Genomic DNA, 20,539 nt, shown 5'->3' with positions numbered 1-20,539 from the left:
CTCGCACTGTCTTCGGCAAGGCGCCTTGTCCTGAACGTTTTTCAGGCGTTACGTATTAGTCCGAGAAACGTCCATGACTGCGTTGCTCTTGCCTCGCCGTGCTGCTCGCACTGTCTTCGGCAAGGCGCCTTGTCCTGAACGTTTTTCAGGCGTTACGTACCAGATTGATTCACCCCGTAAACCCTCTTGACAGGATATTGATGAAACTTTCGCACCTGATGATCGCCATGCTGGCCGCCGCCGGCGCTGGTTCGGCCATGGCCGCCGCCGATACGTACAACCTCGACCCGACCCACACCTTCCCCAGCTTTGAAGCCGATCATATGGGCATGTCCGTCTGGCGCGGCAAGTTCAACAAGACCAAGGGTACGGTCACGCTGGACCGCGCCGCCAAGACTGGTTCGCTGGACCTGGTGATCGAGGCCGATTCGATCGACTTCGGCCTGGACGCGATGAACACGCACGCGAAAAAAGCGGACATGTTCAACGTGGAAAAGTTCCCGCAGATTACCTACAAGAGCAAGAACTTCACCTTTACCGGCGACCAGTTGACGCAGGTCGATGGCGAACTGACCTTGCTGGGCGTGACCAAGCCGGTGACACTGACTGTAGGCAAGTTCAAGTGCATCATGCATCCGCGCTACAAGCGTGAAGTGTGCGGCGCCGACGCCACGGCCGAGTTCAAGCGCAGCGACTTCGGCCTGAACTTCGGCCTGCCGGCATTCTCGCCGGAAGTCAAACTGGCGATTCAGGTAGAAGCGATTAAAGCCGATTAATTGCCTGCATCAAAAAACGACCCGCCTCGCTGTCCTCAGCCAGGCGGGTTTTTTTATGTGGAAATAGCATAGCAAGTTGTCATCCATGTGCACTGCCGCACCGACCAGACCGCGCGCGCCGGGCAAGATGAGGTCAGCCATTACCACTTCTGGCATACACCACAACCACTTATCGATCGGGCGGAGGATCACATGAATTTCATTATCTGGATAGTTATTGGCGGCGTGATAGGCTGGCTGGCCAGCATGGTCATGAAAACCAATGCGCAGCAAGGCATCTTCCTGAACATCGTGGTGGGCATTGTCGGCGCCTTCCTCGGCGGCTGGCTGCTGGCCCCTTTGTTTGGCACGGGCACCATCAATAGCGACAACTTCAGCCTCGCATCGCTGCTGGTCTCGTTCCTGGGCGCCGTCATCCTGCTGGGTATCGTCAACCTGCTGCGTCGCGGCAAGATGCGTTAAGCATCGATATGCGGCTGTGGCTGTCAAAGCGATAGCCAAACAGCAACAATTCTGACCATGGCCGGGCCGCACAAGCGCCCGGCCATTTTGCGTGGATTGTCTGGCATACACCACAGTAAGCAACATGCGGCGCGGAAAATGTCATTGACTAGTCACACTTCGATACGGATACTCTAGGGCGCCCGCTGAGAAAAATCACCGGGTACATACGCTGATTCCGACTTCCCTTCATGTAAAAGACCAGAACTCGAATGAAAAAATCCCTGATTGCGCTCGCTATCCTGAGCAACTTTGCACATGCCGACGAAGGCATGTGGATGCCACAACAGCTGCCACAAGTAGCCAAGGAATTGAAAGCGGCCGGCCTGAAACTGGACCCTGCCACCCTGACCAAGCTGACCGAGTTTCCGATGGGCGCCATCGTCAGCCTGGGCGGCTGCTCGGCCTCGTTTGTCTCGCCGCAAGGCCTGGTTGCCACCAACCACCACTGCGTCTACAACAGCGTGGCCGTCAATTCCACCAAGGAGCGCGATCTGCTGGCCAACGGTTTCCTGGCCAAGACGTTTGCCGAAGAACTGCCGGCCGCTCCGGGCAGCCGCATCTTCGTCACCTCGGCCGTGACCAATGTCAGCGACAAGATCATCACCGCCGACGTCGCCAAGCTGCAAGGCAAGGCACGCATCGATGCAATCGAGAAAAACCAGAAGCAACTGGTCGCCGAATGCGAAAAAGAAGCGGGCTTCCGCTGCACCGTGTCCGCCTACTACGGCGGCCTGGAGTTCTACCTGATCAAGCAACTGGAAATCCGCGACGTGCGCCTGGTGCATGCACCGCCGGCCGGCGTGGGCAAGTTCGGCGGCGACACCGACAACTGGATGTGGCCGCGCCACACGGGCGACTACGGTTTCTACCGCGCCTATGTCAGCCGCGATGGCAAGGCTGCCGACTTCAGCAAGGACAACGTGCCGTACCAGCCGAAACACGTGCTGAAACTGGCCAAGGATGGCTTGAAAGAAGGCGACTTCGTGATGGCGCTGGGCTACCCTGGCCGCACCAACCGTCACCGCCTGCCGTCGGAAGTGGCGTTCACGTTTGACTGGAACTACCCTGCCTTCGTGAAAGCGTCGGGCGAAACGCTGGCCATCATCGCGCGCGAAACCAAGGACAACAAGGATGTGGCGCTGAAATACGCAGGCCAGGTTGCCGGCGTCAACAACTACTACAAGAACCGCCAGGGCATGCTGGACTCCTACGCGGGCAGCGACTTCCTGGCCCGCAAGACGGCCGAACATGAAGCGCTGAAAACCTGGGTCAACGCCAACGCCGCCCGCAAGGCAGAGTTCGCCGGCGACATCGAGCAGGTGGAAAAGCTGATCGCCGAGCGCGATGCCGACGTCAAGCGCGATTTCTTCCTGGGTTACGCACAGCCACGCCTGCTGAACACGGCACGCAGCCTGTACCGCCTGGCCAATGAAAGCACCAAGGCCGATGCCGAGCGCAAATCGGGCTACCAGACGCGCGACCTGCCGCGCCTGGAGTCGGGCATCACCTCGGTCGAGCGCACCTATGACGAAAAAGTCGACAAGGCGCTGGTACTGAACAGCCTGACCAAGTACGCCGCCCAGCCAGCCGCGCAGCGCCGCGCCAGCTTTGACGCCGCCATCGGCATCAAGGACGGCATGTCGCAAGCCGACCTGGCAGCCGCGCTGGACAAACTGTATGCCGGCAGCAAACTGGGCGACAAGGCCGAGCGCGCAGCCTGGCTGAAACGCACGCCAGCCGAATTCCAGGCCAGCAAGGATACCTTTATCCAGGCAGCCGTGGCCATGTATCCGGATTCGCTGAAAAACGAAGCGGAAGACGAAGAACTGGCCGGCAAGATCCAGCAATCGTATGCCAACTACATGAAAGCCAAGATCGCCTTCATGAAGAGCAAGGGCCAAGCCGTCTATCCTGACGCCAACAGCACCCTGCGCGTGACGTTCGGCAAAGTTGCCGCCCGTGACCATGGCGCCGACGGCACCACTTGGACCGCGTTTACCACCGTCAATGGCGTGGTGGCCAAAGCTACCGGCGAAGGCGAATTCAACGCCCCTGCGAACCAGCTGGCAGCGATCAAGGCCAAGGACTTCGGCAAGTTTGTCGATCCGAAACTGAAAACCGTGCCGGTCGATTACCTGGCCACGCTGGACATCACCGGCGGCAACTCGGGTTCGGCTGCGCTGAACTCGAAAGGTGAATTCATCGGCCTGGCTTTTGACGGCACGCTGGACTCGATCATCTCCGATTGGGACTACAACAAGGCCAACACCCGTTCGATCCAGGTCGACCTGCGCTACATGCTGTGGAATATGAAGCATGTCGATCACGCAGACAACCTGCTGAAAGAAATGGGCGCGGAGTAATTGCCAACAGATAATAACAACTGACAAGCCCGGAAACGGGCAGTTGCAAGCTGGGCCACTTCTTCGGAAGTGGCTTTTTTTCGTCTAGCGTTTGATATCGGAAAAGTAGTATGGCGATGCTTGCGGCTGCCCGGCGCGCATGATCGCGCGCCGGCCGTTTTCCAGTGGCAGAGCCAGGTCGGCGCCCGGATAACGCTGCGCCGCCTGCTCATCCATGCCCGCGGCCGGAATCACGATGCGGTAGGCATTGTCGCCAAAGTCCAGCAACAGTGCGGTCTTTTCATCCGGCCCCGGCAGCGCCGTGATGCGCACGCGTACCTTGCCTTTGCGTCTGGTCATGGACTGCCACAGCGGCAAGCTGCCCGGCGCCAGGCGCAGGTCGGCTGCCTGCCCACCCGGCGCGCCATTGAGCGCCAGCAGCATGCCGCGATAGCGGATCAGGGCACCGTCGCCGGCCAGCGTGACGGAACCGTCATGGGGAGCGGCCCAGGCCCAGCTGCAAGTCCAGAGCAGAACGACGGTGATGATGCGCATGATGTCTCCCGTGTGAGGCTGATTGATAACACGGCTGACGAAACCACTTCCTGCACCGCATCAAGCCACAAGCGCCGGTGCTACAATTGCCGCCTAGTCGGCGTACTTACCCAGCGCGCCGTTCCCACCTTCCCAGACTCACACCGCCATGCCACAAGACTTGCGCACGACCTACGAACTCGGTAACCACAACCAGACCACGACCTGGCTGGAATGCATCAACTTCTACAAAGACCTCGCCGCCCGCTATCCGCAGGTGCTGCAGTTTGAACAGATCGGCCTGTCCGATTCCGGCGTGCCCATCCATGCTGGCGTGGTCAGCGCCGACGGCGTATTCGACCGCGAGCAGATCAAGAACGCTGGCCGTACCGTGTTTTTCAACAATAACGGCATCCACCCGGGCGAACCGGAAGGCATCGACGCCTGCATGGCCATCGTGCGCGACCTGTGCACGCAGCCGGAACGCCTGGCGGCGCTGGGCACCACCGTGCTGTTGTTCATTCCGATCTACAACGTCGACGGCAGCCTGAACCGGGCGAACACCTCGCGCGTCAACCAGCATGGCCCGGAGCAGTTCGGCTTTCGCGGCAACAGCCGCCATCTGGACCTGAACCGCGACTTCATCAAGTGCGACAGCCTGAACGCGCAGGTGTTCAACCGCCTGCTGGCCAGCTGGGACCCGGACGTGATGGTCGACACCCACACGTCCAACGGCGCCGATTATCCGTACACCATGACCCTGATCCACACGCAGACGGACAAGCTGGGCAATGGCCTCGGTCCGTTCCTGCAGGACACCATGCTGCCGCATATCTTTGCGCAGATGGAACAAGCCGGCTGGCCCACCTGCCCGTATGTCAATCCGGTGCAGGACAGCCCGGATCACGGCATTGCGGAGTTCCTGGAAGTGCCGCGCTTTTCAACCGGTTTTGCAGCGCTGCACCATGTGATCGGCTTCATGCCCGAAACGCATATGTTGAAACCGTTTGCCGACCGCTACGCGTCGATGCGCGCCCTGCTCGACATCACCATGGCGTTTACGGTGAAGCATGGCGAGCAGATCAGACAGCTGCGCGCGCAAGCGAAAGCCGCCGGCCGCACGCAAACACAGTGGCCCGTCAGCTGGCGCATGAACGAAGCACAGCCATCGACCTTCCGCTTCAAGGGTTACAAGGCGCAATACACGCCGAGCGTGATTGGTCACTACCAGCGCCTGTCGTATGACCGCTCGCAGCCGTGGGAACGCGATATCGCCTACTACAACCGCTTCGATGCGGACGTCGTGGTGACGGCGCCAAAAGCCTATGTGGTGCCGCAGGCCTGGCGCGAAGCGATTGAACGGCTGCGCTGGAACGGCGTCGAACTGACGCGTATTGCCAGCGAACAGACGGTAACGGCGCGCTACTACCATATCGAAGAAGTCGGTACGCGCGCCACTGCCTACGAAGGCCATATGTTTCACGACACGGTGGAAGTCGACGCGCGCACGGCGCAGTTCACCCTGCAGCCAGGCGACTACGTGGTAAGCCTGGACCAGGACAATGCCCGTTATGCAGTGGAAACGCTGGAGCCGCAGGCGCACGACAGCTTTTTCCGCTGGGGCTTTTTCAACAGCGTGCTGGAGAAGAAGGAAGCGTTTTCCGACTATGTGTTCGAGGACATGGCTGCCGAATTGCTGCGCGATGAACCGGCGCTGGCGGCAAAGTTCGCCGAATGGAAGACGGCCAATCCGGATCTGCTGAGCAACCAGGAAGCGGTGCTGGACTTTATTTTCGAACACTGCCAGCGCTTTGCCGAGCCTGAATGGCGGCGCTACCCGGTGCTGGCCCTGATATAAATCCGGGCTGCAAGTAGTCGTATTATCCTGGCGCTGTACCGGAGACCCCGGTGCAGCGCCTCTTTCTGTGCTCTACCCACAAGGTACAACCATGCACTACGCACTGAACCTGCGCACCTTTATTTACAGCCATTATTTTTACCTGGGCTTGCGCGTGGCCATCGGCCTGGTCGGCCTGACCCTGCTGACGCTGGAAATCAGCGACAGCAATACCGCCATGACCGTGTGCATCGGCGCGCTGTGCACTACCCTGATGGACATGCCCAGTCCGTTGCGCCACAAATTCAATGAAATGCTCGCTTCGGTGCTGCTGTGCAGCGCCGTCACGTTATTGATCAGCCTGTGCGGCCCGGTGCAGTGGCTGCTGATGACGGTGCTGGTGCTGGTCAGTTTCCTGGCCAGCATGATGGTGGTCTACGGCAAAAAGTCGATGCCGCTGCAGCTGGCCGCGCTGTTCATCATGACCATGTCGATGGAACACCAGATGACCTGGCAGCAGTCGTTCCAGCATGCGGGCCTGTTCATGCTGGGCGGCCTGGCGTATCTGGCGTATGCGATGGCCGTGGCCTGGGTGCTGCGCCACCGCATCAAGCAGCAGGTGCTGGCCGAGGCGCTGTTCGAACTGGCCGCGTATATCGACATCAAGGCCGATTTCTACGATGCGCGCTTCAACCTGACCGAGCAGTTCAACAAGCTGGTGCGCCATCAAAGCATCCTGGCCGACCGCCAGCAGGCCTCGCGCGATCTGATACTGCGCAGCCACAAGAACAGCAAGGACGCGATCGTGGTGCAGGTACATGTGTGCATGCTGGACCTGTACGAACTGATCCTGTCGACCCACACCGATTACGCGCTGCTGCGCCAGCACCTGGCCGATTCCGAAGTGCTCAACTCCCTGCACGACCTGGCCTACAAGGCGGCGCGCGATATCGAATCGGTGGCCTACGCCGTCACGCGCAAGCGCGCCTCGTATGCGCAGATCAATTACGACAAGGAATGGCTTGATATCGAAGCGGAAATTGCCCGCCTGCAGGCCAAGGGCGACAGCGCGCAGGAAGCGCTGGCCACCTTGCGCGCGCAGCGCAACAAGATCCGCGCCATCCTGAAGATGATAGCCGAGCTGCACCTGGCCAGCCAGAAAGTGTATGCGGACGTGCCGTTCTGGAGCGGCGCGGACATGGCGCCGTTTTTGTCGCAGCAGAAATACGAACTGCAGACGCTGGTATCGCACCTGCGCCTGGAGTCGCCCATCTTCCGCTTTGCGCTGCGCGTGGCGATGGCCATTTCGGTGGGCCTGCTGATCGGCCACTGGCTGCCGTATGCGGCGCACAGCTACTGGATCGTGCTGACCATCGTCATTATCCTGCGCCCTACTTTCAGCATGACGCGCCAGCGCCGCGCCGACCGCATTATCGGCACCATCATCGGCTGCGTGGCAACCGCCATCGTGATCCGCTACGTGCACAGCAATATCGCGCTGATGGCAATTCTGTTCCTGTCGATCGTGGCCACGCCGACCTTTATCTACCTGCGCTACCGCTACACGGCGATCGCCGTCAGCCTGATGATCCTGCTGCAGATGCACCTGGTGGCGCCCAGCAACCCGAACCTGGTCAGCGAGCGCCTGATCGATACCCTGATCGGCGCGGCGGTGGCCACCGTGTTCAGCTTTGTGCTGGCCAACTGGGAATACCAGAGCCTGCCGCGGCTGATCCGCCAGGTACTGACCGTCAACCTGTCGTACATGGAGGCCAGCTTCGAACTGCTGCAGGGCAAGTGTTTCGACGATTTTGCCTATCGCATCGAACGCAAGCGCTTGATGGACAGCCTGGCGGCGCTCAGTTCGGCGCTGGTGCGCATGCTCGACGAGCCGGCCAGCAAGCAGCGCGCGGTAGAGGACATCAACCTGTTTATCGTGCAGAACTATCTGCTGGTGGCGCATGTGGCGGCGCTGCGCTCGATCCTGGGCCGCCATGTCAGCCAGCTGCCGGTCGCGCCCGTCAATGCGCTATTAACGCACAGCCATACGCAAGTGTGCCTGACCCTGTCGCGCGCACTGGACCAGCTCGACAACAAGGCGTCGATCAGCGCGCCGCAGCCGGCGTTGCCGGCGCCTGCGGTGGCCGACGTCAGCTGGTCCGGCTGGCCGCTGGTGCAGCGGCGCATCCGCCTGTTGCAGGCCGATGCCGACAAGATCGTGGTGCATAGCGCGGCCATCGTGCATATCGTGGCACCCAGGTAAGGTTACGCACGCCAGGCTGGTGTCATGAAGGCGTCATGAAGGTGTCACAAGAGACGGCTATGCTGCGGAGGTTTTTTCCAGCCTCCCACTACGTCAAGGTTTCCACATGCACGCATTTTCCATGACCCGCCGCCTGCCACTGGCGCTGGCCATCAGCGCCGCCCTCGGCCTCGCCGCCTGCGGCGGTTCCGACCACAACGATGCCGACACCGCGCTGGTGATCCCGGCCGCGCCAGCCGACCAGGGCGCGCCCGATACGGCGCCGCCGTCCGCCACCGCGATCCCGTTTGTCGACAATGTGGCCAGCAACCAGCGCGGCGACGCGCGCTACGCCACGGCCGCCACCAACGCCGGCGTGCGCGTGCTGATCGGCATGCTCGATATCTGGAAACCGCTGACGGAAATCGTCGATGCCGGCACCACGGCGCCGGCCGTGGGCGCCTTCCCGGCCGTTGCCCAATCGGCTTGGACCGGTGTGCCGAACGACGGCACGCCCGGCGGCACCATCGTCAATGCCGCCGTGCACAATGCCAATATCGATTACGTGGTGAAAGCCACCACCAGCCGCACGCCGGCGCAGGAACTGGCGGCGTATCTGGACGACCGCCGCGGCAAGGGCTACAGCATTACCGACGGCATGGGTCCGCTGACGGACGCCTGGCGCAGCGCCGCGCGCCAGAGCACCAGCATCACGGCCATCGCACCGGACGCCACCAGCGTGCTGTACAACGACAGCGGCACCAATACGGGCGTGGCCGGCAGCACCAATGCCGAGTTCGGCAACGTGGTGGCGCTGGTCAATGCCATGGGCAACAATGGTTCGACCGAGCCGGCCAAGCGCTTCTACAAATATGCGCGCCCGTTCCGCTGGAGCAGCAATGTGGTCCTGATCCCGGCACTGGTGCCGGCCAGGAGCGCCACGCCGTCGACCGACGGCGGCTTTACCAGCGGCCACTCGGCCGAAGCCGTGCGCGGCGCGGTGGGCATGGCGTATGTGCTGCCCGAGCGCTACCAGGAAATGGTGGCGCGCGGCCTGGAACTGGGCGAAAACCGCATTATCGCCGGCATGCATTCGCCGCTCGACGTGATCAGCGGCCGCGTGCAGGCGCAGGCGATCGCCGCCGCCAACCTGCTCGATGCGACGACTGCCGCCACCAAGGCCGCCGCCGTCACCCAGGCGCACGCGACCCTGATGGCGAAGACAGCCACCACCGCCGACACCTTCTACGACTACGCGCACTCGGGCACTGCCGCCAACGACCGCTTTGCCGACTACGCCGCCAACAAGGCCGCGTATATCCGCCGCATGACGTTCGGCTTCGCGCAGAGCGGCCCGGCCACGCTGCCTGCCGTGGTGCCGAAAGGCGCGGAAGTGCTGCTGGAAACGCGCTTGCCATATCTGTCCGACGCGCAGCGCCGCGTGGTGCTGAAAACCACGGCCATGCCGTCGGGCTACCCGGTGATGGACGATGCTGAAGGCTGGGGCCGTTTGAACCTGTTCGCCGCGGCCGATGGCTATGGCGTGTTTACCGGCAACGTGGTGGTGGCGATGGATGCGGCCAAGGGCGGCTTCCATGCCGTTGACCGCTGGCGCAACGACATCAGCGGTGCAGGCAAGCTGAACAAGCAAGGCACGGGTACGTTGAAGCTGGCCGGCAACAACAGCTGGAGCGGCGGCACGCAAGTGGAAGCTGGCCGCCTGGAAGCGCTGTCGGCCACGGCCTTCGGCAAGGGCGACGTGTATGTCAGCGGCGGCACGCTGGTCAGCAGCGCCAGCACCAGCCTGGCGCTGCCCGCCAGGTACACGCAGCTGGCGACCGGCAACCTGGAACTGAAACTGGGCAGCGGCCAGGCCGGCCGCCTGAGCGTGGGCGGCCAGATGACGGTGGCCGGCGGCAGCCTGAAAGTGACGTTCCAGAACGGCTACAAGCCGGCCGCTGGCGACACCCTGAACGTGATTGGAGCAGCCAGCCTGAAGGGCAAGTTCGACACAATTACCGTCGATGGCTTCAAGGTTACGCCGACGTATGCGGCGACGGGCTTGCAGCTGAAGCTGGACGTGTAATCTCACGGTGAGGTCGGATTACGCGCTCACGCGCCTCGGCGGCCCCGCTAATCCGACCTGCCCGGCCCCCACCATGCACGCTGCGCAGGTCGGATCAGGCCGCAGGCCGTAATCCGACAATATCGTTGGCCGATCCAGAACGACCGGCCATCGGCATCATTTCAAATACCGCTCAAACCACGCAATACTGCGCCGGCGCAAATCCAACTGGTGCTCGGGCTTGCGGAACGAATGGCCTTCGCCGTCGTAGATGAACAGGCTTGACGGCACGCCCATGGCGCGCAGGCCGTTCCAGAATTCCAGCGACTGCGCAGCCGGGGTTTCCACGTCGCGCTCGCCCACGTAGATCAGGGTCGGCGTGGTGGCCGTCTTGATGGTCGAGATCGGCGACGCCTTGCGATACACCTCCGGGTCGTCATACGCCGAAGCGCCGAAGAACGGGATCATCCACTGGTTGATGCCGTTCTGGCCGTAGTAGCTGATCCAGTTCGACACGCCCGCTCCCGCGACGGCCGCCTTGAAGCGCGTGCTGTGCGTAACGCCCCACATCGTCATGAAACCGCCGTACGAATGGCCCGTCAGGCCCAGCCGCTGGCCATCGACGGGCGCGACTTTTTGCACCGCATCGACGCCGGCCAGAATATCTCGCCAGTCGCCGCCGCCAAAGTCGCGCATATTGGCGCGCGTAAATGCCTGGCCCTGGCCGAAGCTGCCGCGCGGGTTCGGCAGGAACACGAAATAACCTTTTTCCGTCAGCTCGCGCACCTGCGCGCTGGCCAGTTCGCCCGGCCCCACATAGCGTGGCGAAGCGGCGGCGCCCGGTCCGCCATGGACGGAAACGATCATCGGATAGGTCTTGCCTGCCTCGACCTTCAACGGTCCCAGCAGCCAGCCCTGCACCTTGTAGCCTTCATTGTTCCAGCCCACGTTCTGCACGCTCAGCTGTGGTGCAAAGCCGTCATTGTCCTGCGTGATTTTTTTCAGCTGCGCCAGCGGTCCCGCCACCAGCTGCGACGCATGCGTGAAGTCTTCCTGCGCGGCGGCGGCGGAAAGACCATCGGCGCTGAACGACAGGCGGCCATCGGAACCACCGCTGCTGACGGCACCGAGCAGTTGCGGCGCTGCCGGACCCGTTTGCGGATCAAGTTTCACCAGCGCCAGCTGCGAGTCGACCAGGGCGGTGGCCAGCAGGCCATTGCCGCGCCACACCACGCCATTGAAGGTGCCGCGGTAATCGGGCGTCAGGTTGCGCGGCGTGCCGCCCGCCAGCGGCACCGTGTAGATATCGCCGCCGATCGAACCGAAGTCGCTCATCAGGCCGCCGACAAACACCACCGTCTTGCCGTCCGGCGAGACCGATGGCAGGTTCAGCTGCATGGCCGGCGCGGCAATCTCGCGCAGCGCGCCGCTGGCCGCATCGACGTGAGTCAATTTGGCCACCCACCAGTTGCTGTCGCCATTGCCCTTGGCGCTGGTGGCAACAAAGCCGCGGCCGTCCGGGGTCCAGTTGTATTCATAAACGTAGGTGTCGGCAGGAGAAACCAGGCGCAATGGGCCACCGGCTGCCAGCACGACGGCGATGCGCTGCGCGTCGTCCTCGCTGCCCACTTCGCCCACCTGGCGCGCGCCCGCTTCCACGGCGCCGGCCAGCTTGCGCGCGCCCACCGTGGCCAGCAATGCCACCTGCTTGCCGTCGGGCGACCAGCGCGCCGTGCTGGCCACGCCTTTCAGATTCAGCAGCTCCGTTGCCTTCTTCTCGCCCAGCGTGGCCAGGAACAGGCTGGCCTTGCCGGCCTTGCCGTCATACGCGACAAAGGCCAGCTGCCTGCCATCGGGCGACCAGCTCGGTTTATCGTAGGAACAAACGGCGCACGGATCGAACTGCTGCACGATGGCGCCGCTGGCCGCATCGCGTACCACCAGCGCGCCATGCGGGCGCTGCGCCTGGCCGCCCGTATCGGTCGATTCGATGGCGACGATGCGCTGCGCGTTGCCGGACAGGGCCACCGCGCGGTAATCGCGCAGCGACGACGGTACGGCCGCCTGTGCGCCGGCCGCCAGCATGGCGCCGGCCAGCAGGCCCAGGCCTGCGATTTCGGTTATTTTCATCATGTAATTCCCGGTTAGAAATGAAAAAAACCGCCGGCAAGCGCGGCGGTTTCGGATGGTCAATGGCAAGATCAGCGTCCCTGCTTGCCCAGGTGCGAATGGCGTATGCTGTACAGGAAATAAATGGCGATGGTCACCGCCATCCACACGCTGAACACCACGAACGTGGTATGCGGCAAGTCGCGCATGATGTACAGGCAGGCCAGCACGCTGAGGCCCGGAATCACGTACGGGCCGAACGGCACGCTGAAGCCGGCGATGCGGTTGGCGCCCTGCTTGTGGCGCAGCACCGGCACGGCAATCGACACCACCATGAAGGCGGTCAGCGTACCGATGCTGACCATGTCCCACAGATAGGTGGCATCGACGGAGCCGGCCACCAGCGCCACCACCAGGCAGACGATCAGCGTATTGCTGACCGGCACCAGGGTACGCGGATGGATCTTCTGGAACGATTTCGGGATCAGGCCGTCGCGGCTGATGGCAAACAGGATGCGCGTCTGGCCGTAGATCGTGACCAGGGTCACGCTGAACACGGAAATGACGGCGCCGGCCGACAGCACCAGCGCGGGCCATGCCTTGCCGGTGACGTTTTGCAGGATCACCGCCAGGCCCGCTTCCTGGCCTTCGAACAGTTTCGCCTGCTGCGCGCCGAGCGCGGCCACCGCCACCAGCAGGTAGAACACGGTGACGATCAGCAGCGCGCCGAGGATGCCGCGCGGCACGTTGCGCGTGGGGTTTTTCACTTCATCGCCAGCCGTCGCTACCGTATCCAAGCCGATAAACGAGAAGAACACAGTGCCGGCCGCGGCGGTCACCCCCGTCATGCCGGCAAAGCCCTTGCTGTTGTCGGTATTGAAGAAGGGAACAAAGTTGTCGGCGTTAAAGCCTGAGAACGCCACCACCACAAAAAACACCAGGATGGCCAGCTTGATCAGTACCATGATGGCGTTCATCAGGGCCGATTCCTTGGCGCCGCGCAGCAGCAGCAGGCAGCACATGCCGATCAAAAAGATCGGCGGCAGGTTGATATGGCCGGCATGAAACTCCATGCCGTTCGGCCCGGACACGATCATCGGTGTGCGCAGCATGGCCGGAATATGCCAGCCAAAACCGTTTTCCAGGAAATTGTTCAGGTAGGACGACCAGCCGATGGCCACCGCGCTCCCCGCCAACCCATATTCGAGCAGCAGGCAGGCGGCCATGATAAAGGCCAGGAATTCGCCCACCGTGGCGTAGGCAAACGAATACGAGGAACCCGAGGCGGGAATGCGAAACGACAGTTCCGCATAGCACAGCGCCGTCAGGCCCGCCGTGATGGCGGCGATCAGGAACGACAGGATCACGGATGGGCCCGCCTTGGGGACGGCCTCGACCATGGTAAAGAAAATGCCCGTGCCGATGGTGGCGCCCACGCCGATCATGGTCAGGGAAAACAGGCCGATGGAACGGCTCAAGCCGCTGCTGCTGAGGCCTTCACCAACTTCGGTCGTGGTATCGATCGGTTTGGTGCGGCAGAGTTTCTGGACCAGGGTTTGGCTCACTAGCAATCCTTTTAGGAGGCGGATCATGACAACTGAAAACGCATGAAAATGGTGCATGGTGCTGACCTGGCAAAACCCGGGAAACGATACAGCCCATTTTCAAAACTAAGCGATTATAGGGCTTTCACCGGTCCAGCCAAACAGATCTTTGATGCAAGGAAACAACGGCGCTGCCAATAAAAAAGCGCGCCGCTGCAGTTGCAGCGGGCGCGCCAGCGTATCGCCACCGTGCTTGACCTTATTTCTTGTTATGCAGATTGATCTCCGCCGGCGGCCAGCCCGCCTCGTAGCCTTGCGGCACGTCATCGCCGCGCTCTTTTGGCGCCAGGCCCAGCGCGTAGTACAGCACCGTCAGCAGGATCAGCCAGGCCGGGCCGATCACCAGCGCCACGCGGGTATCGGGGAAATACGCCATCAGGCCGATCACCAGCGCCAGGAAGGCGAGCGAAATCCACGAACCATACGGCGCGAACGGCATGCGGAAGGCCAGGTTTCTGATCTCCAGCGGGCTCAAGGTCTTGCGGAACTTCAGTTGCGTGACCAGGATGATGCCCCAGGTCCAGACGGCGCCAAAGGTGGAAATCGAGGTGACCCAGATAAACACTTTTTCCGGCACCAGATAGTTCAGCAACACGCCGATCAGCAGCGCGAATACCGACACCATGATGGCGCGGCGCGGCACGCCGCTGGACGTGGTTTCGGCAAACGCCTTCGGCGCCTGGCCCTGCAGCGCCAGGTTGTACAGCATGCGGCCGGTGCTGAAGATGCCGCCGTTACACGATGACAAGGCAGCGGTGAGCACCACGAAGTTGATGATGCCGGCGGCCGTCTTGATGCCCAGGCGCTCGAAAGTCATCACGAACGGGCTGCCGGTAGTGCCGATTTCATTCCACGGATAGATCGACAAAATCACGAACAGCGCGCCGACATAGAAAATCAGGATGCGCCAGAACACGGAATTGATCGCGTCGGGGATCGATTTTTTCGGATTGGCCGCTTCGCCGGCGGTCAGCCCGATCATTTCCACGCCCAGGTAGGCGAACATCACCATCTGCAGCGACATCAGCACGCCCTGCGCGCCGTTCGGGAAGAAGCCGCCATGCGTCCACAGGTTGGAAATGCCGATCGCCACGCCATCGTTGCCGAGGCCAAAGATGATCATGCCGGCGCCGCCGACGATCATCAGGATAATCGTGACGACCTTGATCAGCGCAAACCAGAATTCGAATTCGCCATAGGCTTTCACGGCCAGCAGGTTGACGGCGCCCATGGAGCCGAGGGCGGCCAGCGCCCAGATCCAGCGCGGCACATCGGGGAACCAGATGCCCATGTAGATGGCGACGGCGGTAATTTCCGCCACGCAGGTGACCAGCCATAAAAACCAGTAATTCCAGCCGGTCAGGTAGCCCTGCAGCGGCCCCAGGTAATCCTGCGCATAGCGGCTGAAGGAGCCGGCGACGGGATTGTGCACGGCCATTTCGCCCAGTGCGCGCATGATCAAAAAGATGACCGCGCCACCGATAATATAGGACAGCATGATGCCGGGCCCGGCCATGCGGATCGCATTGCCCGATCCCAGGAACAGGCCGACGCCGATTGCGGCGCCCAAGGCCATCAGGCGTATCTGCCGCTCACCGAGGCCACGGTGCAAGCCTTGTTCATTCGATTTCATTACTTCGTCTCCGTCTTTTTTATGATGCACCGGCCGTCTCTGGAGGCCGGTGCAGTTGATGCTTTTACTGCGCCAATTCGGCGATCAATTCGATTTCGACACACGCGCCCAACGGGATTTGCGCCACGCCAAATGCGGAACGGGCATGCTTGCCGCTGTCGCCGAACACCTCGACCAACAGTTCCGAAGCGCCATTGGTAACCAGGTGCTGCTCGGTGAAGTCAGGCGTGGAATTGACCAGGCTCATCACCTTGACGATGCGCTTGACCTTGTTCAGGTCGCCGCCGCAGGCGTCCTGCAGCGTGGCGATCAGTTCGATGGCGATGCCGCGCGCAGCCAGCTTGCCTTCTTCCGTCGTCGTGTCCTTGCCCAGCTGGCCGACCCAGACCTTGCCGTCTTTCTTGGCCAGGTGGCCGGACAGGAAGACGGTATTGCCGGTGCGTGCATGCATCACATAGGCGGCGGCTGGCGCGGCCACGGTCGGCAATGCGATATTCAGGGCTTTGAGTTTTTCGTAAAACGACATGCTGATTCTCCAGGAAGACAAAATGAACAGTGCTGAATCGGCCAGTGACAATATCACTGTGATAACAACGCCAGATTAAACCCCATCATAGGGGCGAATGGACAGTTTAAGTTCACAAATAGGGCCGGTTATTCAGTGGATTATACCGATAATCAAACTATATTCAGTATCCGTTGTCGATTGCCGGGCTCAGCTTGCAGGTCTTGATATGCGTGCTTGCTCAGCACGGTGACATATGCAGCCCGGGCTCGTCCAAGGCCAGCCGGTCGAGGAAAGCCTGGTCGTGCGACACCACCAGCAGGGCGCCCTGATACTGCGCCAGCATCGCTTCGAGTGCCTGCAGGCTGGCCAGGTCCAGGTGATTGTCGGGCTCGTCCAGCAGCAGCAATTGCGGCGGCGCTTCGGCATACAGCTCGGCCGCCAGCGCCACCTTCATCCGCTCGCCACCGCTGAGCAGAGCGCTGGCCATGGTGGCACGCGCACCGGCAATGCCCAGCAGCGCCAGCCGCGTGCGCAGCTCGCCTTCGCCCAGCTTGCTGTTGCGCTGTTGCAGGCGCTGCACGGCGCTCAGCTCGCCATCGAGCAACCCTGCATGCTGGTCCAGCCAGGCCAGGCGTGCATGGCAGTTGACTTCGCCGCTGGCGGGCGCCAGCAGGCCGGCGATTACGCGCAGCAGGGTCGACTTGCCGCTGCCGTTGTCGCCCGTCACCGCCAGCCGGCGCGCGCCGCACAGGATCAGGTCCAGCGGCTGCGCGCTGCCATGCGGCAGGACGATTCCACGCAATTCCAGCAGCAGCTTGCCATTCGGCACCCGGCTATCGGGTGCCAGCAGCAGCCGTTCGGCATCGGGTGCGCAGCGTTCGCTCGCTTCCCTGATCCGCTCCTGGCGCTGCGCCTGCGCCGCCTGCGCGCGCAGGCGCAGCTTGCCCTGGCTGTCCTGGCTGCTTTCCTTGCGCGCATCGAGCAGCAGCTTGCTTTGATTGGCGTCACGGCCATCGCGCTCGCCGCGCGCCACGTTGCGCTGCTGGCGTTCCGCCTGCTTGTGCGCCTCGCGCTGCTCTCGCCGGGCGCCCGCTTTTTCCGCCTGCAGCGCGGCAAGAAAACCCGCTTGTTCCAGGCTGCGTTGTTCGGCATAGAACGCGTAATTGCCGCCATAACTGCGCAAGCCGTGCGACGACAATTCGACGATCTCGTCGACCTGCGCCAGCAGGCTGCGGTCGTGGCTGAGCAGCAGCAAGCCACCCGGCCAGCGCCGGACCTGCTGCACCAGCCGGGCGCGCTGGCTCGCATCGAGATGGTTGCTCGGTTCGTCAAGAATCAGCCAGTCGGCCTGCGACAGCCAGGCGCCGGCCAGCGCAATCCGCTGGCGCTCGCCGCCGCTCAGCGATGCTGCCGGGGTGTCCGGACGCAAGCGGCCCAAGCCGATTTCGTCGAGCGCCTGTTGCAGCCGCGCCGGCGCGTCCCAGGCGTCGCCCACCAGCGCATAGTCCGCCTCATCGATGGAACCGGCAGCGATGCGCTCCAGCGCAGACAGCGTGCCGTCGACGCCGGCCAGCGCGGCTACCGTGGGAAAAATTCCGGGGTCGAGTTCCTGTGCCACATGATGGATGCGACCATCGCAGCGCACGGCGCCGCTGGCAGGCAGCATGCGGCCGGCCAGCAGGCGCGCCAGCACGCTCTTGCCGATACCATTGGCGCCGACCAGGCCCAGACGGCGCGGCGCAAACGCAAACTGCAGATCGTGGAACAGGGTGGTGCCGTCAGGCAAATGGAAGGACAGATGGTCGAGTTGCAGTAATGCAGGCATAGCGATACTCCTTGGGCAAGGCTGGCAAATTCCGCGTCAGCGGGATGGGCTGGGCCGTGCACAAGCACGGCAGTATCAATGGCGCATGTCGGTATCGTCCTGAAGCAACAAGATGAAGAAGCGCGAGTGTAGCAGAGGATGCCGGTTTTTGCAGCGCGGCACCCCCTTGTACTGCTTAGCGCTGGCCCTGCGTGGTATCGCCGAACAGGTTCTTGAATTCGCGCGGCTGCGAGCGCCAGTATTGCGGCGGAGCCTGCACTTGCGCGCCCAGCCGGGCCGCAGCATGCCATGGCCAGCGCGGATCGAACAGCATCGCGCGCGCCAGCGCCACCATGTCGGACTGGCCGCTGGCGACAATCTCTTCGGCGTGCTGCGCCTCCGTGATCAGGCCCACGCTGATGGTCGGCATGCCGACCTCGGCCTTGATGCGCTCGGCAAACGGCACCTGGTAGCCGGGGCTGAGCGCAATCTGCTGCAGTGGCGATACGCCACCACTGGAGACGTGAATGAAGTCGGCGCCGGCGCGCTTGAGTGCATGGGCGAACTGCACGCTCTGCTCGATCTCCCAGCCGCCTTCGACCCAGTCGGTGGCGGAAATGCGCATGCCGACCGCCACGCTGGCCGGCACGGCGGCGCGCACCGCCTCGTAGACTTCGAGCGGAAAGCGCATGCGGTTTTCCAGGCTGCCGCCATACGCATCCGTGCGCTGGTTGGCCAGCGGCGACAGGAATTGATGCAGCAAATAGCCGTGCGCGCCATGCAGTTCGATGCCTTCGATGCCCAGTGCATGCACGCGTTTGGCGGCGGCGACAAACGCGGCCTTGACCTGCAACAGGCCTTCCGCGTCGAGCGCGATCGGCACGGTGTCACCGGCTGCATGCGGCAATGCCGACGGCGCCACCGTCTGCCAGCCGCCTTCCGACAACTGCACGCAGTTGCCACCCTTCCACGGCGCGCGGCTCGACGCCTTGCGTCCCGCATGGCCCAGCTGCACGATCAGCGGCATGCTGGAGTGGCGGCGGATCGCCTGCACCACCTTGCCCAGCGCTTGCTGGTTGTCGTCGGACCACAGGCCCAGGTCGTCAGCCGAAATGCGTCCCTCGGGCGAGACGGCGGTCGCCTCCGTCATCAGCACGCCGGCGCCTGACAGCGCCATGTGGCCCAGATGAATCATGTGCCAGTCGGTGGCGTTGCCGTGCTCGGCCGAGTACTGGCACATCGGCGCGATGGCGATACGGTTGACCAGCGATAAGGGGCCCAGCTGATATGGCGTGAATAACTGACTCATGGATGACTCCGTCTTGATGAAGCCCCGATGGTACCGCGATCAAAAAAACGCTGCATTACACCTGCTTACGTTTGATACAGCGCAAGGGCTAGCCTGGCGCACCATCCATCGATACTCTGGACACATCAGCAATACCAACCAGTTCCAGGAGACAGACATGAACAGCACCACCACCGGCAACACCAGCAACAGCGCCCGCATCCACCCTCTGCTGGCGGGCGCCGCCGTTTCGTTTACCGTGCTGTGCCTGGTCGGCGCGGCGTCGGTGGCCGGCATCCTGCCCAACTCGCGTGCCACGAACACACCAGCGCCGGCCGTGCCGGCCGATCTGATGGCCAGCAATCTGGCGGCGCCCGTGGCCGCCCCGGTGGCCGCCCCTGTGATTGCTCCGGCGCCGGTGGTGGCCCAGACGGCCCCTGCTCCGGCACCGGCGCCGGTGGTGCACAAACGCGTGGTCCATCATGTGGCGCAGGCGCGTCCGGCCAGCCGCAATGACGATTACGCCTACCGCGAACCGGTGCGCCAGCAGCCGGTACAGGCCCAGGCGCCCGCGCAGCCCAACTACGTGGGCATCGGCACGGGCGCCGTGATCGGCGGCTTGATCGGCAATCAGGTGGGTGGCGGTCGCGGCAAGACGCTGGCGACGGTGGCGGGCGTGATCGGCGGCGGCTTCCTGGGCAATGCGGTGCAGAACCAGGTGCAGCAGCCGCAGCGCTGATCAGTCGTAGGAACCGAGGTAGTCGAGCTTGCCGATGGTCACGCCGTTGTTGCGCAGGATGGCGTGCACCATCGAGACGTGGAAGTAGAAATTCGGCAGCGCAAAGCCGAGCAGGTAGTCGTCGCCGGCAAACGTCTTGCCGCCGTCGATCCAGTTCAGCACCACTTCCCGCTGGGCGCTGCCCGCCATCTGACCGGCGCTCACGCCCTCGACATAGGCGAGGGTGTCGGCTATGCGCTGCTGCAGCTGTTCGAACGAGGTTTCATTGTCTTCGAATTTGGGCGCGGCAATCGTGCTCAGGCGCTGTACCGACAGCTTGGCCGTATCGCTGACGCGCTGCACCTGCGCCGTCAAATTCAGCATGTCGGGCGCCAGCTGCGCGCTCAACAGGATGTCGGGCACGATGCCATCCTGCTCGACATGGGCCTGCGCTTTTTCCAGCAAGGACGAGACGACGCGCAAGCCGCGCGCGAACACGGGAATGGTTGCCTGGTACATGGACACTGACATGGTGACTCCTGGGTAAATGACGATAAGCCAGTGTACCCGAGGCA

At 62.8% G+C, this 20,539-nt stretch carries 15 protein-coding genes; 7 read left to right on the top strand and 8 right to left on the bottom strand.

Features of this window, described 5'->3' with window-relative positions; translation table 11 throughout:
• Positions 1-200 precede the first annotated feature (200 nt).
• The 3 genes from RTQ46_RS15140 to RTQ46_RS15130 all read left to right on the top strand — a co-directional run bounded on the left by RTQ46_RS15140 (position 201) and on the right by RTQ46_RS15130 (position 3,643).
• Positions 201-776, top strand: coding sequence for a YceI family protein (locus tag RTQ46_RS15140; protein WP_312437789.1), 576 nt, complete (start codon positions 201-203; stop codon positions 774-776).
• Between the two features lie 192 nt (positions 777-968).
• The gene (locus tag RTQ46_RS15135) at positions 969-1,238 is read left to right on the top strand and encodes a GlsB/YeaQ/YmgE family stress response membrane protein (RefSeq protein ID WP_312437788.1); all 270 of its coding nucleotides are present in this window, start codon (positions 969-971) and stop codon (positions 1,236-1,238) included.
• Positions 1,239-1,489: 251 nt separating this feature from the next.
• Positions 1,490-3,643: a S46 family peptidase gene (locus RTQ46_RS15130; RefSeq protein ID WP_312437786.1), complete on the top strand. Its 2,154-nt coding sequence runs from the start codon at positions 1,490-1,492 to the stop codon at positions 3,641-3,643.
• An 84-nt stretch (positions 3,644-3,727) separates the two neighbouring features.
• Here RTQ46_RS15130 and RTQ46_RS15125 read toward each other — a convergent pair whose 3' ends face one another.
• Positions 3,728-4,177: a hypothetical protein gene (locus RTQ46_RS15125; RefSeq protein WP_312437785.1), complete on the bottom strand. Its 450-nt coding sequence runs from the start codon at positions 4,175-4,177 to the stop codon at positions 3,728-3,730.
• 148 nt (positions 4,178-4,325) lie between these two features.
• On the opposite strand from RTQ46_RS15125, the gene RTQ46_RS15120 reads away from it, so the two are divergent.
• The 3 genes from RTQ46_RS15120 to RTQ46_RS15110 all read left to right on the top strand — a co-directional run bounded on the left by RTQ46_RS15120 (position 4,326) and on the right by RTQ46_RS15110 (position 10,321).
• A complete protein-coding gene (locus RTQ46_RS15120; protein ID WP_312437784.1) occupies positions 4,326-6,014 on the top strand; it encodes a M14 family zinc carboxypeptidase in 1,689 nt (562 codons plus the stop codon).
• A gap of 91 nt (positions 6,015-6,105) precedes the next feature.
• Positions 6,106-8,256 (top strand): FUSC family membrane protein, encoded by a 2,151-nt coding sequence (locus RTQ46_RS15115; protein WP_312437783.1) that lies wholly within the window; start codon positions 6,106-6,108, stop codon positions 8,254-8,256.
• Positions 8,257-8,362: 106 nt separating this feature from the next.
• Complete coding sequence (locus tag RTQ46_RS15110; RefSeq protein WP_312437782.1) at positions 8,363-10,321, top strand: phosphatase PAP2 family protein; 1,959 nt, start codon at positions 8,363-8,365, stop codon at positions 10,319-10,321.
• A 156-nt stretch (positions 10,322-10,477) separates the two neighbouring features.
• Here RTQ46_RS15110 and RTQ46_RS15105 read toward each other — a convergent pair whose 3' ends face one another.
• The 6 genes from RTQ46_RS15105 to RTQ46_RS15080 all read right to left on the bottom strand — a co-directional run bounded on the left by RTQ46_RS15105 (position 10,478) and on the right by RTQ46_RS15080 (position 19,267).
• Positions 10,478-12,433, bottom strand: a complete 1,956-nt coding sequence (locus tag RTQ46_RS15105; RefSeq protein ID WP_312437781.1) for a S9 family peptidase — start codon at positions 12,431-12,433, stop codon at positions 10,478-10,480.
• Positions 12,434-12,501: 68 nt separating this feature from the next.
• Positions 12,502-13,974, bottom strand: coding sequence for an amino acid permease (locus RTQ46_RS15100; protein WP_312437779.1), 1,473 nt, complete (start codon positions 13,972-13,974; stop codon positions 12,502-12,504).
• 238 nt (positions 13,975-14,212) lie between these two features.
• Positions 14,213-15,646 (bottom strand): amino acid permease, encoded by a 1,434-nt coding sequence (locus RTQ46_RS15095; protein ID WP_312437778.1) that lies wholly within the window; start codon positions 15,644-15,646, stop codon positions 14,213-14,215.
• Positions 15,647-15,710: 64 nt separating this feature from the next.
• A complete protein-coding gene (locus RTQ46_RS15090; RefSeq protein ID WP_312437777.1) occupies positions 15,711-16,172 on the bottom strand; it encodes a RidA family protein in 462 nt (153 codons plus the stop codon).
• Positions 16,173-16,392: 220 nt separating this feature from the next.
• Positions 16,393-17,979: an ABC-F family ATP-binding cassette domain-containing protein gene (locus RTQ46_RS15085; protein ID WP_312437776.1), complete on the bottom strand. Its 1,587-nt coding sequence runs from the start codon at positions 17,977-17,979 to the stop codon at positions 16,393-16,395.
• 175 nt (positions 17,980-18,154) lie between these two features.
• Positions 18,155-19,267 (bottom strand): NADH:flavin oxidoreductase/NADH oxidase, encoded by a 1,113-nt coding sequence (locus tag RTQ46_RS15080; protein WP_312437775.1) that lies wholly within the window; start codon positions 19,265-19,267, stop codon positions 18,155-18,157.
• Between the two features lie 157 nt (positions 19,268-19,424).
• Between RTQ46_RS15080 and RTQ46_RS15075 the strand changes: the two genes are divergently transcribed.
• The gene (locus tag RTQ46_RS15075; RefSeq protein ID WP_312437773.1) at positions 19,425-19,985 is read left to right on the top strand and encodes a glycine zipper 2TM domain-containing protein; all 561 of its coding nucleotides are present in this window, start codon (positions 19,425-19,427) and stop codon (positions 19,983-19,985) included.
• Here RTQ46_RS15075 and RTQ46_RS15070 read toward each other — a convergent pair whose 3' ends face one another.
• The gene (locus tag RTQ46_RS15070; protein WP_312437771.1) at positions 19,986-20,495 is read right to left on the bottom strand and encodes a DUF1993 domain-containing protein; all 510 of its coding nucleotides are present in this window, start codon (positions 20,493-20,495) and stop codon (positions 19,986-19,988) included. It lies immediately after the preceding gene.
• Positions 20,496-20,539: the final 44 nt, after the last annotated feature.

Origin of the sequence: Janthinobacterium sp. (genome assembly GCF_031995485.1) — a bacterium.
Lineage (GTDB): Bacteria > Pseudomonadota > Gammaproteobacteria > Burkholderiales > Burkholderiaceae_D > Janthinobacterium.
Note: the sequence above shows the minus strand (reverse complement) of the source record. Positions and strands in the feature narration are given on the sequence as shown.

What these genes read in the sequence shown, in the direction of transcription:
- RTQ46_RS15140 (WP_312437789.1), top strand. Translation starts at nt 201, where the DNA reads ATGAAACTTTCGCACCTGATGATCGCCATGCTGGCCGCCGCCGGCGCT.
- RTQ46_RS15135 (WP_312437788.1), top strand. Translation starts at nt 969, where the DNA reads ATGAATTTCATTATCTGGATAGTTATTGGCGGCGTGATAGGCTGGCTG.
- RTQ46_RS15130 (WP_312437786.1), top strand. Translation starts at nt 1,490, where the DNA reads ATGAAAAAATCCCTGATTGCGCTCGCTATCCTGAGCAACTTTGCACAT.
- RTQ46_RS15125 (WP_312437785.1), bottom strand. Translation starts at nt 4,177, where the DNA reads ATGCGCATCATCACCGTCGTTCTGCTCTGGACTTGCAGCTGGGCCTGG.
- RTQ46_RS15120 (WP_312437784.1), top strand. Translation starts at nt 4,326, where the DNA reads ATGCCACAAGACTTGCGCACGACCTACGAACTCGGTAACCACAACCAG.
- RTQ46_RS15115 (WP_312437783.1), top strand. Translation starts at nt 6,106, where the DNA reads ATGCACTACGCACTGAACCTGCGCACCTTTATTTACAGCCATTATTTT.
- RTQ46_RS15110 (WP_312437782.1), top strand. Translation starts at nt 8,363, where the DNA reads ATGCACGCATTTTCCATGACCCGCCGCCTGCCACTGGCGCTGGCCATC.
- RTQ46_RS15105 (WP_312437781.1), bottom strand. Translation starts at nt 12,433, where the DNA reads ATGATGAAAATAACCGAAATCGCAGGCCTGGGCCTGCTGGCCGGCGCC.
- RTQ46_RS15095 (WP_312437778.1), bottom strand. Translation starts at nt 15,646, where the DNA reads ATGAAATCGAATGAACAAGGCTTGCACCGTGGCCTCGGTGAGCGGCAG.
- RTQ46_RS15090 (WP_312437777.1), bottom strand. Translation starts at nt 16,172, where the DNA reads ATGTCGTTTTACGAAAAACTCAAAGCCCTGAATATCGCATTGCCGACC.
- RTQ46_RS15085 (WP_312437776.1), bottom strand. Translation starts at nt 17,979, where the DNA reads ATGCCTGCATTACTGCAACTCGACCATCTGTCCTTCCATTTGCCTGAC.
- RTQ46_RS15080 (WP_312437775.1), bottom strand. Translation starts at nt 19,267, where the DNA reads ATGAGTCAGTTATTCACGCCATATCAGCTGGGCCCCTTATCGCTGGTC.
- RTQ46_RS15075 (WP_312437773.1), top strand. Translation starts at nt 19,425, where the DNA reads ATGAACAGCACCACCACCGGCAACACCAGCAACAGCGCCCGCATCCAC.
- RTQ46_RS15070 (WP_312437771.1), bottom strand. Translation starts at nt 20,495, where the DNA reads ATGTCAGTGTCCATGTACCAGGCAACCATTCCCGTGTTCGCGCGCGGC.